General features: G+C 62.7%; 17 protein-coding genes and 1 tRNA gene. 7 read left to right on the forward strand and 11 right to left on the reverse strand.

All coding sequences use genetic code 11. The features are described 5' to 3' along the window. Positions 1-33: 33 nt before the first annotated feature. A complete protein-coding gene (locus CSW57_RS14690) occupies positions 34-684 on the reverse strand; it encodes a UdgX family uracil-DNA binding protein (RefSeq protein ID WP_099383518.1) in 651 nt (216 codons plus the stop codon). A gap of 38 nt (positions 685-722) precedes the next feature. On the opposite strand from CSW57_RS14690, the gene CSW57_RS14695 reads away from it, so the two are divergent. Then, positions 723-1361 carry a nucleoside/nucleotide kinase family protein gene (locus CSW57_RS14695; protein WP_223249272.1) on the forward strand — a complete coding sequence of 213 codons (639 nt, stop codon included), beginning with the start codon at positions 723-725 and terminating at the stop codon, positions 1359-1361. Here the strand turns inward: CSW57_RS14695 and CSW57_RS14700 are convergent. From CSW57_RS14700 to CSW57_RS14720, 5 genes are all read right to left on the reverse strand, one after another. Then, positions 1345-2832: a flavin-containing monooxygenase gene (locus tag CSW57_RS14700; RefSeq protein WP_099383519.1), complete on the reverse strand. Its 1488-nt coding sequence runs from the start codon at positions 2830-2832 to the stop codon at positions 1345-1347. The two genes, CSW57_RS14695 and CSW57_RS14700, sit on opposite strands and share 17 nt — an antisense overlap. Then, positions 2833-3339: a hypothetical protein gene (locus CSW57_RS14705; RefSeq protein WP_023960101.1), complete on the reverse strand. Its 507-nt coding sequence runs from the start codon at positions 3337-3339 to the stop codon at positions 2833-2835. Positions 3340-3354: 15 nt separating this feature from the next. Next, positions 3355-3576, reverse strand: a complete 222-nt coding sequence (locus CSW57_RS14710; protein ID WP_030175790.1) for a hypothetical protein — start codon at positions 3574-3576, stop codon at positions 3355-3357. A gap of 183 nt (positions 3577-3759) precedes the next feature. Beyond that, the gene (locus CSW57_RS14715) at positions 3760-4467 is read right to left on the reverse strand and encodes a GAF and ANTAR domain-containing protein (protein WP_099383520.1); all 708 of its coding nucleotides are present in this window, start codon (positions 4465-4467) and stop codon (positions 3760-3762) included. 173 nt (positions 4468-4640) lie between these two features. Continuing rightward, on the reverse strand, positions 4641-4907 hold the full coding sequence (locus tag CSW57_RS14720) for a helix-turn-helix domain-containing protein (RefSeq protein WP_030175798.1): 267 nt from the start codon (positions 4905-4907) through the stop codon (positions 4641-4643). Positions 4908-4999: 92 nt separating this feature from the next. On the opposite strand from CSW57_RS14720, the gene map reads away from it, so the two are divergent. Both map and CSW57_RS14730 read left to right on the forward strand, forming a co-directional pair. Next, the gene (gene map, locus CSW57_RS14725) at positions 5000-5788 is read left to right on the forward strand and encodes a type I methionyl aminopeptidase (RefSeq protein ID WP_099383521.1); all 789 of its coding nucleotides are present in this window, start codon (positions 5000-5002) and stop codon (positions 5786-5788) included. Between the two features lie 241 nt (positions 5789-6029). Next, positions 6030-6356 carry a hypothetical protein gene (locus tag CSW57_RS14730; RefSeq protein ID WP_223249273.1) on the forward strand — a complete coding sequence of 109 codons (327 nt, stop codon included), beginning with the start codon at positions 6030-6032 and terminating at the stop codon, positions 6354-6356. 1061 nt (positions 6357-7417) lie between these two features. Here the strand turns inward: CSW57_RS14730 and CSW57_RS14735 are convergent. From CSW57_RS14735 to CSW57_RS14745, 3 genes are all read right to left on the reverse strand, one after another. Further along, positions 7418-8326, reverse strand: coding sequence for an ATP-binding protein (locus tag CSW57_RS14735; protein WP_099383523.1), 909 nt, complete (start codon positions 8324-8326; stop codon positions 7418-7420). A 15-nt stretch (positions 8327-8341) separates the two neighbouring features. Next, entirely contained in the window at positions 8342-9418 is a 1077-nt protein-coding gene (locus CSW57_RS14740) for a hypothetical protein (RefSeq protein WP_099383524.1), read from the reverse strand. A gap of 130 nt (positions 9419-9548) precedes the next feature. Beyond that, positions 9549-9619, reverse strand: a tRNA-Gly gene (locus tag CSW57_RS14745). 101 nt (positions 9620-9720) lie between these two features. On the opposite strand from CSW57_RS14745, the gene CSW57_RS14750 reads away from it, so the two are divergent. Further along, positions 9721-11088: an HNH endonuclease signature motif containing protein gene (locus CSW57_RS14750; protein WP_143696544.1), complete on the forward strand. Its 1368-nt coding sequence runs from the start codon at positions 9721-9723 to the stop codon at positions 11086-11088. On the opposite strand, the gene CSW57_RS14755 is transcribed toward CSW57_RS14750, so the two are convergent. Next, positions 11085-11963, reverse strand: coding sequence for a sigma-70 family RNA polymerase sigma factor (locus CSW57_RS14755; RefSeq protein ID WP_099383526.1), 879 nt, complete (start codon positions 11961-11963; stop codon positions 11085-11087). The genes CSW57_RS14750 and CSW57_RS14755 overlap by 4 nt on opposite strands. Positions 11964-12057: 94 nt before the next feature. Here CSW57_RS14755 and CSW57_RS14760 point away from each other — a divergent pair, with 94 nt between their 5' ends. From CSW57_RS14760 to CSW57_RS14770, 3 genes are all read left to right on the forward strand, one after another. After that, on the forward strand, positions 12058-12516 hold the full coding sequence (locus CSW57_RS14760) for a carboxymuconolactone decarboxylase family protein (RefSeq protein WP_099383527.1): 459 nt from the start codon (positions 12058-12060) through the stop codon (positions 12514-12516). A gap of 27 nt (positions 12517-12543) precedes the next feature. Further along, complete coding sequence (dcd, locus tag CSW57_RS14765; RefSeq protein ID WP_099383528.1) at positions 12544-13113, forward strand: dCTP deaminase; 570 nt, start codon at positions 12544-12546, stop codon at positions 13111-13113. Between the two features lie 71 nt (positions 13114-13184). After that, a complete protein-coding gene (locus CSW57_RS14770; protein ID WP_099384478.1) occupies positions 13185-14543 on the forward strand; it encodes a UDP-glucose dehydrogenase family protein in 1359 nt (452 codons plus the stop codon). On the opposite strand, the gene CSW57_RS14775 is transcribed toward CSW57_RS14770, so the two are convergent. Beyond that, complete coding sequence (locus CSW57_RS14775) at positions 14533-15261, reverse strand: MerR family transcriptional regulator (RefSeq protein WP_099383529.1); 729 nt, start codon at positions 15259-15261, stop codon at positions 14533-14535. The genes CSW57_RS14770 and CSW57_RS14775 overlap by 11 nt on opposite strands. Positions 15262-15270: the final 9 nt, after the last annotated feature.

Here is a 15270-nt window from a genome sequence, read left to right on the forward strand (position 1 = left end):
CGTCTCGCTTCCGCAACGATTCGCCCGGAGTTGTCAGACCAACGCGGCTGCCACCTGCAGGTCTGCGACCAGCGCGTCAAAACCTTGTGCCCGGTCCGCGGACGGCCCCCGCAACAGCGCGGACGGGTGAATGGTGGCGACAACACGCGTCGTCGCAGTGACACCCGGGAGTGCACCGTCGGTAAGAAGATCGAACACCTTGCCGCGGTGCTCGGTGAGCCGAAAGCTGGTGCCCAGCAACGTTTGAGCGGCCGTGGCACCGAGGCAGACCAGTACCTCGGGCCGCACGGTCTCGATCTCGGCCGTGAGCCACGGTGTGCAGGCGACGATCTCGGTTCGTCCCGGCTTTTTGTGGATCCGGCGTTTGCCACCGTCGGCGCGGGTGAACTTGAAGTGCTTCACCGCATTGGTGACGTAGGTGGTGGTGCGGTCGATGTGCGCTGCGGCCAGAGCCTTGTCGAGCAACTTGCCCGCCGGACCCACAAATGGTTCGCCGGCCCGGTCTTCCTGATCCCCGGGCTGCTCGCCGACGAACATGATGCGGGCCCGGGCCGATCCGGCACCGAACACGGTTTGATCGGCGTCGCGATAGAGGTCGCATCCGCGACAGCCGCGTGCGGCGTCCGCTAGTACCTTCAGATCGAGGGTGTCTGGGACGAACTCCTGAGCACCTGGCGCTTTCACCGCAGCCGAATACCCACATCAATCGGAAGGAACACGTCGTGATCGCCGACATCGCAGACCTGCTGGCGCATGTGGCGCGTCTGCGTGAAGGGCGTGAACGGATCATCATCGGTGTGGTCGGGGAGCCGGGTAGCGGCAAGAGCACCGTTTCCCAGGCGCTGATCGACCGGCTGGATGCCGCGGCTGTCACTGTGCCGATGGACGGCTTCCACCTGGCGAACAGCGAACTGCAACGTCTCGGGCGGGCCGACCGGAAAGGTGCCATCGACACCTTTGACGCACACGGATTCGTCAACCTCGTGCAGCGCCTGCGGGCACGGGCCGAGTCCGTGGTCTACGCACCCGACTATGTGCGCGACATCGAGGAAGCCATCGCCGGGGCCATCGCCATCCCCAGCGATACGCCGGTGATCATCACTGAGGGCAACTACCTGCTGGCGACGGACGAGCCCTGGGACCGTCTTCGCGAACTCGTCGACGAGATCTGGTACCTCGACACACCCACGGACGTCCGGGTGGAACGACTCATCAAGCGGCACATACGTTTCGGGAAAACCCCGGAGCACGCGAGACGGTGGGCCCTCGGGCCGGATGAGACCAACGCGCAGTTCATCCGACAGACCCGGGAGGCCGCGGATCAGACGATCGACGTGCTCGCGTTCAGTCGCTCTCTGTGAGCGATCGGGCGCGGGGTCGGGTCAGCGAGTAATCCGCCATGTCCGGGGTACCGAGATAACCCTTGAGGGTGGCCAGATCGAACGGCCACAGATCGACACTGCCGTCCTCTTTGAAGTACCAGCTCTGGCACCCGGTGTTCCACACCGTCGGTTCCAGCGCCGTGCGCACTGCGACGTTGAATCGTTCGGTGGCCGAGGTGGTCACCTCGACGGTGGCCATCTCACCGCGGGCATGTTTTTCGACCCACGCCACGATGTGGTCGCACGTCAATTCCGCGGCCGTCTGCAGGTGAATACTGCCCACCGGACTGTTGGGTCCGAGGATGGTGAAGAAGTTCGGGAAGCCGGGAATGCTTGTCATCGCGAACGCATGCGGGCCCGAGTCCCAGGCTTGATCGATGGTGATGCCGTCGCGGCCGGTCACCGACATCGGCCGCATGTAGTTGTGGGCCCGGAATCCGGTGGCCAGAACGATCACGTCGAGATCGTGATGCCTCCCGTCGACGGTGACGATGCCGGTGGGGTCGACATGATCGATCCGATCGGTGATCACCTCGACGTTGGGGCGTGAGATGGCACGAAAGTAGTTGCCGGACAACACCTGCCGTTTGCACAGGGGCTGATAGTCGGGCCGGAGGCGTTCGCGGAGTTCTCTGTCGCGGATCAGGTACAGGCAGAGCCGCGCGTAGGTCTGGACGGCGGAGCGTTTGAACCCCGGATGGATGGTGAGGTCGGTGAACAGTGCGCTGGCCCGCACGGAAGCCCGATACGAGGCCTGCGCGGCGGACGGAAACCGGTTGAACAAGGCCGTCAAGAACCTCGGCTGCCGCACTGTGGTGGGCGCCCACAGCACCCACTGCGGTGTGCGCTGAAAGACCGCGAGCGATTGGACGGACGGAGCCAACGCACCGGTGAGCTGCACCCCGGTGGATCCGCCGCCGATGATGGCAACCTGCTTCCCGTCGGTTTCGAGGTCGGGGTCCCACCGTGCGGTGTGCACCACCTTGCCGGTGAAGTCGCCGAGACCGGGGATGTCGGGTGTGTTCGGATGATGGAGAACGCCGGTGGCGGCGACGACGAAGTCGGCGGTGAGCCGGTCGCCGGCAGCGGTGTCGACATGCCATCGACCGTCGCGAAAGCAGGCCCCGGTGACCTCGGTGTCGAACCGTATGTGCGGCCAGAGGTCGTGGGTGTCGGCGACGTCGCGGTGGTAGCGGTGAATGTCGTCTCGCGCCGAGAAGACCTTCGGCCAGTCGGTCTTGTTCTGGAACGAATAGCGATACAGCAGCGACGGCACGTCGCACGCCAGTCCCGGATAGCGGTTCCAAAACCACACCCCGCCAACGTCACTGCCCTTCTCCAGGATGGTGAAGTCGTCGAAACCGGCTGCCTTGAGCTTGACTCCCATCGCGAGACCGGACATGCCCGCACCGATCACCACGACGCGGGGATTGCTCACCCCACCGCGCATCTACGTGCCATCAATCTGGAAACCCACCTTGCGAAAGTACTCTTCGAAACCCTCGATGTGGTCACCGAGGTGATGCAGCAGCTTCGCGGTGTCGTGTTCCCACTGCGTGGTCTTGAGTCCTTGGATCTCCACCGCCCATGGCAGTACGGCCCGGCCGCCATCGGCAACCACGTAGGTGAACCGGTCGACGAGAGCGCCGCACCAGAAGAAGTCGGCGAAGGCGAGACGAACCCGGCTGTCCGACAACACCTTCGACCATTCGTACGTGCGGTCGTGCGCGCGTTCGCCGTGGTGTTCGAAGTCCAGGCTCATGCCCCAGCCCACCGTGAGGCTGATGTCGGGCTTGTACGACGCTGTGGCGTAATGGGTGTTGACTTCGAGGCGGTAACCGTCTTTCGAGACGGTCCCGGCGAGCCAATCGTGATAGCTCGGGCCCTGGTGTTTGATCACGTACCAGTCGTCGGGGTCGGAGGCCTGGACGATGCGCCGGAACTCATCGAGTCTCACTGCGCGTTGCCCGCTCTACTTTCCCTCGTCCGACAGCCGGGCGAGGTTGCTCTTGGCTTCCTCGAGTACCTGATTCGCCTCGGCGTCGGGCTCGGACAGGGCATTGCCCTTCTCGCGCAGGTCATCGATGAAGCGTTGTGTCTGATCGGCCAGTTCGGTACTCCCGTGGTCGAGCGCACGCTGCCGCGTCCGTTCTGCCTCTTCGATGAGAGCTGTGATCTCTGGATGCAAAGTCATGTTCACGATGGTTCCACAGAGCGTGCACCTGTTCCGGCGGATCGCCGAATAGGTTATCGATCCATTGCGCTGGGTAGTCGGAGGCAAGGCAACGGCGTCACCGCGGAGTCGTCGTTGATCAGGCGCCCCCGGTTTCACAACATATGGCGGGGGCGCCGCCTCATCTGGTTCTGAGCGTCTGAACTAGCGGGCGCCGGACGGATGGTCGTTCTCGACCAACTGGAGAGCGATCTCGTAGAGACGGATGTTCGACTCCTGGGACAGCTTGCGTAACAGGTCGAATGCCTGGATCGCGTTGACGCTGTAGCGCTCCATGATCATCCCTTTGGCCTGCCCGATGGTGTCGCGGCTGGCCAGCGCGCTACGAAACTGTTCGCCTCGCTGCAATGCGCCCCAGACCGTCGCCGCATGTGCGGCGAAGATGTAGCCGAGGTCGCGTGATTCCTGGTCGAAGGCGTCGGGGTCGTCGGAGTAGAGATTCAAGGCGCCGACTGCGTCTCGCGTGGTGAAGAGTTGGAACGCCGCGATCGATTGGATCGGCGTCTGCTCGATGGCGTCCGCGCAGAACCTGGGCCATCGTGTCTCGTCGTAAAGGTTGCTGATGTAGTAGCTGTCGTGTTCCACCGCCGCGTCGAAGCAAGGCCCCTCGCGGTGCTTCTGCTGCAGGGCGTCGAGGGTCCGGGGAGCCTCGTGGGTGGCCGCCGGCGTGGCAACGTCTCTGTTCTGCCTGGAGACCACCGTGATCCCTGCATAGTTTGCACCCGGGATGTGGTCCACGGCGTTGTGGATAAGCTCACCGAGAGCGGTCGCTGAATCGTTGGGCAGATGCTCGCTCATGTCGCGGGCCAGTTCGGCGATCCGCTTGTATGCGTCATTGTTCTCGGTGCTCATTGCTTGAGCTCCATCCGCTCACAACCGAGCAAGATGCACGATATGGAACTTACTGTAGTCCTGTTGGCTGGTCCCTGACCGCGATCGCCTGGGGTCTCACCGACATCTGCCCCGTGAGGGTGCATCGAGGGCACATTTCCCTCGGTTGACGCTGTCGGGCATGAAGTTGGTGCTCAGCCGCTCTTCTGAAGGTCCTCGCGTACGAGGCAGATGTTCGCCAGATCGTCGAGGGGTAGGGCCAGTACCCGGGCCAGTGCGGCGATGGTGGTGAATGCCGGCGTCGGCATCCGGCCGGTCTCGATCTTGCGGAGTGTCTCCGGCGATATGGCCGCCTCTTGTGCGACTTCGATGAGGGTGCGCTCGCCTCTGGCCTGGCGCAGGTATGCACCCAGGCGCTGGCCGGTGGCGACTTGGGCAGGAGTCAAGGGGAGGCGAACCATGCGGCGAGTCTACCTGGGCCGGTATGAAAATACCGACCGGACGGTTAGGCTGGTATTTAAATACCGAACATGTGCTCGCGAGAGGGATATCTGTGCTGGAACTGAAGACGCCGCGGGAGATCGAGGCGATGCGTGTCACCGGGTTGTTCATCGCCGAACTGCTCGATGACCTCGCCGGGCGTGCCGCCCCGGGGGTGAACCTCATGGATCTCGAACACCGTGCCCGTCACCTGATCAAGGAGCGCGGCGCCGCGTCGTGCTACTGGGACTATTCGCCGTCCTTCGGTCGCGGACCGTTCCGTAACGTCATCTGTCTTTCCGTCAATGATGCTGTGCTGCATGGGCTACCGCATGACTACGTGCTGCGCGATGGTGATCTGCTGAGCATGGACATCGCGGTGTCGATCGACGGGTGGGTTGCCGATTCGGCGCGGAGCCTGATCGTCGGCACCCCGCGTCCTGAGGATGAGCGGCTCATCGAGGCCACCGAAACGGCACTCGCTGCAGGGATCGCCGCTGCGGTCGTCGGTAATCGCCTGGGGGACATCTCGGCGGCAATCGGCGGCGTGGCAATAGATTTCGGCTATCTGGTGAACACCGAGTTCGGTGGTCATGGCCTCGGACGCACCATGCATGAAGACCCACACGTCTCCAATGTGGGACGTGCAGGACGAGGCCTGAAGCTGAAGCCGGGGTTGACGCTCGCACTCGAACCCTGGCTGGCGCAGGGCACCGACAAGATCGTCTACGACAAAGACGGTTGGACCATTCGTTCGGCCGATGGGTCGCGTACCGCTCACAGTGAACACACGATTGCCGTGACCGACGATGGGCCGGTGATCCTGACGAGCCTGGGGCGAGATAGGGCGTCGGCGAAGTAGAGCGAGGGGGGCGAGTGCCGCCGGTGGAGCCGATAACGGGAATCGAGCCCGCGTTCCCGGCTTGAGAGCTGGCTTAGGCATGTCAAACGCGTTGGTAGCGGAGGAGCAGTGATGCGACTCACAAAATCTTAAGTACAGTCAATGTCGAATTGTTTACTCCAAATCCTGCTGGGTATTGCTGTGTTCAAGAAGAACACGTTCGCGGGCCGTTTCGCCCCGACCGCCATCTGACGGAGGACACATGACCAGCAGCCACAATCCAATGCAGCACGGCAACCAGGGCGGCGGCTTCCCGGCCGGACCGGCCGGCGGAGATGTGCGGCAAGCAACCCCAGCGCGGCGCAGCACCGAAACCAAGGCGTCTACCAAGACGAGCGAACTGATCGTGTTCGTTCTCGCCGTGCTCGCGGTAGCCATCACCGCACTCGTCGTGGGCGGAGAAGACGGCAACTCCGACCCGTTCGGCGCCGCCGAGGCTTTGAAGTACATCACCTGGCTGACCATCGGCTACATGATCGCTCGCGGCCTGGCCAAGTCCGGCAGCCACGAAAACTACGACGGGCACTAAGCCGTACGGCACAACCTCGTAATACGCCCCGGCACCCGGTGTCGGGGCGTATTGCGTTGCGCGGCCACCCCGCAACACCCGGCACCTGCCTGGCCGGAGACCCACGAGACGGTCTACCTCCCTGTGGAGGTAGACCTGGCGGGCGAGAAGGCTTGTGACAATTACGGGCACAGGAAGACAGGGCACAGACGTAGGCAGGGCAGGTTCGCAATTTCTGACGACCGGATCGGCAAAGACGTCGCAGCCGGTTGTATTCAACCGATACCACTTCTGACCTGGAGCCGATGACGGGAATCGAACCCGCGTATGCAGCTTGGGAAGCTAATTCTGCGTTGAGACGGGTGTTCGAGCTGTCGCAGCTAGACGCCCTGGCGATGATGCGAATTGCGTTGCGTCACTACGACTATGGGACGGACCCGGTACGGTTTGAGTCGTTTCCGGATCGGCTTGAGTCGGCTGGAGAACGGTCTGGCCTGCGGCCCCTGTGCGGCCCCGAACCGGCGGGCTGTTACTCCTTGCCGAGCCACTCGCGCCAGTCCTCGCGCTTCCCCGACGCCTTCGCCGTGGCCGCGATCGTGATGTGGGTTTTGCATTGCCAGCAATCGAAGGTGGATCGGCTGCGGTCGATATTTTGGCGGGCGTTGCATCGTGGACAGACGACCGCCTTGGTTCCTGCTGAGGCTAGCCTTCAGGTTGCTGGTAACCGGACCGTTTGTAATGCACGAGCCATCCATTGGACGTGATCTCGATTGTTCTCCGGCGGGAATCATCCTCATCAATGGCACTGTTGACCAGGTTTGCGTCTTCGAGTGACTTCACATACGGACGCATTGCTTCACGGCTGGAGAAGCTGAATTGTTCGAACTCGCTCGGGCTGCAACTGCCCCCGAAGATGATCAGCTCGTCAAATAATTGCCAGGTGCGGCCTGTAAGTGAACCAGCATCGGCAGCGTAAGCATCAGCTTGCTCCGTCAGCCAAATCTCAAGCAGGCCCCGACGATCGCTTCCGCCTTGGCCGTTTCGGTCGTACCACTTGGTAAACTCTCCAGCGTGCTTGAGAGCTATTCGGAGATTGCTGTTGAGAATTTTGTATAGGTGTAGGAATCCGTCAGGCTCAACAGGCGGATCAGCCGCAGGCCTACCGAATATTCGCCGATGCGGCGCTGAATGACTTCTGGGACATCGTCTCGATGCAGTGGCGCAAGACGAAGCGGATCGGCGACCCGCCCGGTGAGCCGCGGTGATCCGACCGCTGTTCGCACAATGCCATTTGCTCCGCAGAGGACCCATCGAACCCCTGGGATACTCAAAACACCGTCGCGCATTTCCTCAAGGCGTCGGCGTGCCTCTTTTGACGTTGAAAGCAACTCCATGTTGTCTAGAACGCCGACAAAACCGCCGGCGCTCCTGGTGGGAAATATCGAACGGAGGTTTGAATTGATTAGCTCAATGAGTCCGCCATCGGTGAACCCTGGTGAGGTGCTTGACGCCGTACCGTAGGTACCGCCACCGCCAAATCCGAACGCGCTGCCGGTCCCGCCCCTGGTTGTGTTGACAGGTGAATCGAGCCACTGCCGGAGCGGATTGAGATTTGATATAGGGTACCCCGCCTTTCCCAGACGCTGCTCGTTGTCTAACAGTGCTCTCGCGAGAGATAGGTACACTTTCTGGTCAAAACTACCCGCATCGGAGGTGAGTTGGAAGATGTCATTCATCGGAATGATCAGTGGCTTTCGCAACCTCTCACGCTGAACCATATCCCGGTACGCCGCGACCGCGACGAGGCTTGTCTTTCCTACTCCGCTCGCGCCCTCGATTGATGCATGGGTGTCGTATGACGCCCAGTGATCCTGCAGCTCCTCGACTTCCGCGTCGCGCCCGACCAGTAACCTCGACCCCTCCTCGTTGCCGGGGAGGGGGGGTGTCGCATAGAGGTTTTCGCGGAAGCCGAGCCGTTCCCATACGCTCATATTTGTTGCGCTCTCCTAGGTCAGCGGTGGGCTGACACGGTAGTGGAATACGCGAACGTCGCCGCGGCCCTGTGACCGCTGAAATTCGCTGGAATTCCGTAGAACTATTACTACATCGATCTCTTCGCCGACGTCCCTTCGGGCAACTTCCCATTCGATGCGTGTTTGATTCCCTGTGGACGCTGCCCGCTGGTCGAAGGACGAATACGAAAATGCTCGATCTTCCTTAGTGACATGCATCGACCAACGAAGTTCGCGCCCGCGAGGGTCAGTAGCTGCAAGTTCGAACGCAATGACTTCGCCGACCTCCAATCGGCCATCGTTACCACGGTCTCTGTGGGGATCCATCAGTTTCGGATTGCCGCTTGTGCCTGAACTGTCGCGCGCTGAGTCGATAGAGGAGTAGTACAACGCCGAGCCATCAACGCCACCGCGATATTTGGCGAGTTGGTTCTGAATCTGTCCAGCAGCGCCGGCTAGTAGCAGTCGTTCTGACGGAACAACCGGCCTGGAGTGGCCAATCGTATTTCGCACATCGAAGATGAGGTCTAAGTAGACTTCGGTGCGCTTCCTGTCGTCCATAATTGGACTGACAGCCTCCCAGTTCGTGCTGATCAATTTCTGCAGCTGGTAAATTTCAGTGTAGTCGAGAAGGTCCTGGCTGACGGAAATCCCATCTCGCCTGCGATTTTCCTCAGTACGCCGGTTGGTCAGCTTCTGAACAGCTTCGGTGCCAAGTTGATCCTCCCAGAGGGGCACAGCAACCCGGATCACGTCGCGAAGCGCGGTCTCGGCAGACACCAGTTCTGTGTACGCGTCGACAGTCGTATCGGGAGCGGACTCGTCATTGACGTTCGTCTTGGGCAACACCTCAAGAAACTGGGCCAGCTGAATCAACGCTGCTTGATCGCCGTCAATGAAGATCTCTGCCCAATCGGGTCCATGTTCTGGGTCGTAGACGATCTCGAAGCCGAATCGGCGAACCAATAGTTCGACGTCGGTCGGTCCGCCGCTACTCAACAGCGCGTCGCGTGTCCTGACCGCAAGGTTGTAGTGCGCTCCCGCGTCCAGCGGTCTGTCTTGCTCCGTCACGGTTGCGATTGTTCCACGTGAACCCGACACGCACTGTCGCAGACACGCTCGCGGCCCCTGCGCGGCCCCGAACGTTGGTAGGCACTAAGAAAAACTCGGCGGGAGGGGGTTTGAACAGGGCGTTCGGCGGAGCCGATGACGGGAATCGAACCCGCGTATGCAGCTTGGGAAGCTGCCGTTCTGCCATTGAACTACATCGGCGTGCGGCGTTGGCCGCGAGAGCGATGTTAACAGGCGTACCCGGCAGCGGTGTTCAGCGCTCGGTCTGACGGATTGTCGGACCTCGAACGTATGATCGAATCATGAGTTGGGCGGGGGCCACCACGATGGACGCTGAGGCGTCAGAGTTGTTGTCGCGGGTGCAATCTGGGATTCGTGAGGTGAATCGGGCGTGGGCTCAGCGGCTGGACGACGGCCTTGAGTACTACCGGTACGTCTCCAGCAACGACGACGAGAACGGCACTCGGGCGGCTGCGTGTGAGATTGCGGTCGCTTGGCGATGCACCACCGGGCAGGCCGACCATCTGCTGCGGTGCCGGCGATTGCTCGACCATCTGCCGTCGCTCGCGGACGCATTCGCCTGTGGCGAGCTGAGCATCGAGAAGCTCAAAGCGATCTATCACCGCGCATCCCGCGGCTATCGAGATGCGCTCGTGGATCTGGACGGTGTGCTCGCCGAAGACGCAATGCTGTTGGGTGACAACTCGTTCGCCGAAGAACTGGACCGGCATCTGATGCCGTTCGAGCCGGACGTAGCCGACGATGGTGACCTCGTGGATCCGGCACGGCGGGTGGTGGTGCGCCGGCGCGCAGGTGGGATGGCCAGCTTGATCACAGCATGTACTGCGGAGGAAGCAATCCGGGCAAAGGCTCAGCTCGAAGAGATGGCGCCCGATGATCGTGCCGCGCAAGTGGATGCGGTGCTTGGTGCCATCGCCGATGCGAATGCGGCTACCGACGACGAGATGCCGGCGGCGGCCCAGGCCCGCACCTCAACCGACCAATCAAAACGCGCATGGACCGAATTGGTGGTTGATCTGCCGACAGTGTTGGGATTGTCGACGAACCCCGGCTACCTGCTCGGATACGGTCCGCTGGATTGTGAACAGTCGCGGTCGCTGGCGGGTCGATCGCGGTGGAAGGGCCTGGTAACGATCGGGGAGAAAGCGGTCGCAGCGGTGCTTCACCTGATCAACACTGCCGGCGAAGCGCCGATCACCAGCGAAGACCTCACGGCCGCTCTGATGAACTCGGTCGACGGTGGAAATCGAATCATATTGGGGGAGAAACACATCGGCCCGTCACCGCCGATCAAAGCGTCGGCGACCCCCGATGGCCACGGCGGGTGGAGTACTGCGCCGCCCGGCGCCCTGCGATACCGGCCCGGCTCGAAGCTGGCCCGAATGATCCGGGCACTGGACGGGCACTGCCGCTACCCGGGCTGCGCCGTGCCCGCAGACAAGTGCGAACTCGACCACATCGTCCCGTTCAACCATGCCAACCCGTCGGCCGGTGGATGGACCATCGAGGCAAACCTCGAATGCCTGTGCAAAGAGCATCACGACATGAAGACCCGCGGGATCATCCGGGTAGTCCTGCACGGCAACCGGACGATCTGGTTCAGCACCCGCGCCGGCCAGCGGGTCATGTCCAAGGCTGCGGTTCGCTAGATGACGCCCGAGAAGTCGAGCTGCGCCAACCGCTCTGGATCGGCCACGATGTTCATCGCCACCACACGACCATCGGACACCGTGAACGCGGCAACCGACGACACCGTGTCGCCGGAGAAGGCCAGCACGCCGATGCCGCCGTTCATGCGCACCATCTGCGTCCGCTCGGTGAACCGCTGGAATGTGATCGCGCCCCGGGCCGCAGCCTCAGCGCCCAGCACCTCAACAGGTGCGCGGTCCGCGGACACATCGGTACGGATGACGATGTTCGGATCCAGCACCGCCATCAACGCCTCCAGGTCGCCGCCCCGAGCCGCAGCCGTGAATGCCTCCACCACCCGTCGCTGCTCGGCCAGACCCTGCGACCGCGGCGTCGCCCCCTGCACCCGAGAACGGGCACGACTGGCCAACTTGCGGGCAGCTGCCGGCGACTTGCCCACAATCGGCGCCACTTCGTCGAATGGCATCGCGAACAGATCGTGCAGAACAAATGCCAAACGCTCACTCGGGCTCAGCGTCTCCAACACCACCAACAACGCAACACTCACCGAATCGGCCAGCACCGCCTGGCCCTCCGGATCGTCGGCCGCATCGAGCGGAGCCAAGATCGGGTCGGGCACATGTGCGATCTCCAGTGGCTCCTCCTGGCGAGTTCGCCTCGATCGCAACATGTTCAAACACACCCGCGACGTGATCGTGGTGAACCAGCCCCCGATGTTCGAGATCTCATCGGTGTCGGCGCCGGCCACCTTCAGCCAGGTCTCCTGAACAGCATCCTCAGCCTCGCTGAGCGAACCCAGCATCCGGTAGGCCACCGCTCGCAGATGCCCGCGATTCGCCTCGAACTCGGTGAGCAGAAAATCGTTCGTCTCCATCGGTCACATTCCCCTTCTCCGTCGTGTCAGAGCTATGAACCGCCCGACACGGCCGATGTGACACAACATCGCCGCCCCGATGAAGGAGTCCGCTATGACCGCACGCATGACCAACCCCGCCACCGTTCTGCCGCAGGCAACCAAGGCCATCCCACACCTGTTCGGAGCGATGGACCAAGGCGGTCTGTCGGCCTCACTCCGCGAAATCCTCGCACTGCGGGTCAGCCAGATCAACGGCTGCGCCGCCTGCGTTCACGCCCACGCCAAGAACCTGAAGGCGGAGGAGGAAAGCGACGACCGCATCTCAACCGTGGCCGTCTGGCGCGAATCGCCCTTCTTCACCGAACCCGAACGCGCCGCGCTCAACCTCGCCGAGTACGCCACCCGCCTGGCCGACTCCCGCGGCCACGCAGTACCCGACGCCGTCTGGGACGAAGCTGCCGACAACTTCGACGAGAAGGAACTGTCGGCGATCATCCTGCTGATCGCCACCACGAACTTCTTCAACCGCATCAACGTGACGATCCAGGAACCAGCAGGCACCACCTGGTGAGCGCACCCTGGCAGCTAACCTCTTCGTGTGCTGCTCTCCGACCGCGACATCCGCGCCCAGATCGCTGATGGCCGCCTGGCCATCGAGCCCTTCGACCCCGTGCTGGTGCAACCCTCCAGCATCGACGTCCGGCTCGATGGCCTGTTCCGGGTGTTCAACAACACCCGGTACACCCACATCGACCCGGCCCAGCGCCAAGACGATCTGACGACACTGGTCGAGCGCGAAGAAGGGGAGCCGTTTGTCCTGCACCCCGGGGAGTTCGTCCTCGGATCCACCCTCGAGGTCTGCACGCTGCCCGACGACCTCGCGGGCCGCCTTGAGGGCAAGTCGTCGCTCGGCCGCCTCGGACTGCTGACCCACTCGACCGCCGGGTTCATCGACCCGGGCTTCACCGGACACATCACGTTGGAACTGTCGAACGTCGCCAACCTGCCGATCACCCTCTGGCCGGGGATGAAGATCGGTCAGCTGTGCCTCATCAAGCTGTCCAGCCCGGCAGAGTTCCCCTACGGCAGTGCCTCGGTCGGCTCCAAGTACCAGGGGCAACGCGGACCGACCCCTTCGAAGGCCTACCTGAACTTTTCGCACGAGTGACCTCTGAACGTCACCTGAACCACCCCGGCGCGACAGACATGAACCGTACGCAGATGGGTATGACCAAGCGTATGAAGGTGACAGTTTTCGGTTGTGGCTATCTCGGTGCCACCCACGCAGCATGTATGGCCGAACTCGGGCACGAAGTCCTCGGTGTGGACGTGGACGAAGCGAAGATCGCGACGCTCGTCGCCGGTGAACTGCCCTTCTACGAACCCGGACTGGTCGAGGTCCTGCGCCGCAACATCGACAACGGGCGTCTGCGCTTCACCACCGACTACGACGAAGCGGCGAACTTCGCGGCCATCCACTTCCTCGGGGTCGGAACGCCCCAGAAGAAGGGGGAGTACGCCGCTGACCTCCGACACGTCTACAGCATGGTCGACGAGCTAGCGCCGCGGCTCCGGGGCGAGCACCTCATCATCGGGAAATCCACGGTGCCCGTGGGAACCGCCGCCGATCTGCAACGCCGCGCCACCGCGGGAGCGCACGAGTCGACAACGATCGAGGTTGCCTGGAACCCCGAGTTCCTGCGCGAGGGTTTCGCGATCCAGGACACCCTGCACCCCGACCGCATCGTGCTGGGCACAGATCGCTCCAATGCCGACAGCCACGCAGAAAAGCTCGTGCGCGAACTCTACGCAGACCTGCTCGCCGAGGAGATTCCCTTCCTGCACACCGACCTGGCGACTGCCGAATTGGTCAAGGTCTCGGCGAACGCTTTTCTCGCAACCAAGATCTCGTTCATCAACGCCATCAGCGAAGTGTGTGAGGCGAGCGGGGCCGACGTGTCGATGCTGGCCGACGCAATCGGATACGACAACCGCATCGGCCGCCGATTCCTCAACGCAGGACTGGGTTTCGGAGGAGGCTGCCTGCCGAAAGACATCCGGGCCTTCATGGCCCGGGCCGGCGAACTCGGCGCCGACCAAGCGCTGACCTTCCTACGCGAGGTCGACTCGATCAACATGCGTCGCCGCACAGCCATGGTGGAACTGACAACAAAAGTGTGTGGTGGCAGTCTGCTGGGCGCCAACATCGCGGTTCTCGGCGCGGCCTTCAAACCGGAGAGCGACGACGTCCGCGACTCGCCTGCGCTGAACGTCGCGGGTCAACTGCAGTTGCAGGGAGCCACCGTGAATGTGTTCGACCCCAAGGCAATCGACAACTCACGCAAGATGTTCCCCACACTCACCTACGCCGCGTCCGCGCGCGAGGCCTGCGAGCACGCCGACGCCGTACTCGTCCTCACCGAATGGGCCGAGTTCGTGCACATGGAGCCCGACGAACTCGCACCCGTGGTGCGCAAGACCAACATCGTCGACGGCAGGCGATGCCTGAACGCCGGCCAGTGGATCGCCGCGGGATGGCAGTACTACGCGCTTGGTGGCAACACGAACACCGGAGTTGCCGAACTGGTCAGTCCGTAGCCTTGCGGAGGTAGTCGTCGAGTTGGTGGGCGAGGTCGCGGTCGAGGGCACGGTCAAGGGCGCTGTGAGCTGAGATGGTCGCGGTGCGGCGCATCTCGCCGATCAACTCCGCGGCCCAGTCGCTTTCGGAACCCTCTGAGGGAACCCAGCCCTCACCGCGTTCGGATTCGACCACGTCGCGGCCGGCTGAGATGAGGGTGGAGGCGACAGCGGCCATCTCTTTCTCGACCTTGCCGTGGACGTCGAGGATCTTCGACAGCGTCAAACCCAGTTTGGTGAGCCGTCCGAAGGCGTATACGGTCTCGCGGTCGCGCAACACGTAGTCGTCACCGTCGGCCTCGATCAGGCCGAAGTCTTCAAGGGTCTTGTAGTGAGACGGGTTGCGGGAGTTGAGCAATGACTTGAGGGCCTCGGCCGAGATGGTCTCCGATCGCGCCTTCGACCACGGTTCGGTGACCACCTCCCGGATCCCGAGGACGTCCACGAGGTCGTCGCCGCGTTGCACACCCAGGAGGAAGTCGGCGATGTGCCGAATCGTGAAGCCGCGGTGCAGGAGATCGTTGATCACCTTGAGCCGGGCGAGATGGGTGTCGGTGTAGATCGCGATCCGACCGCGACGCGTGGGGCGAGGCAGCAGCCCACGGTCCTGATACCCACGTACATTGCGCGTGGTGGTTCCCGCGGCGCGTGCGAGGTCGTCGATCCGGTACTCGGTCACCCCAGGATT

The organism is Williamsia muralis, assembly GCF_002735905.1.
Classification (GTDB): domain Bacteria; phylum Actinomycetota; class Actinomycetes; order Mycobacteriales; family Mycobacteriaceae; genus Williamsia; species Williamsia muralis_A.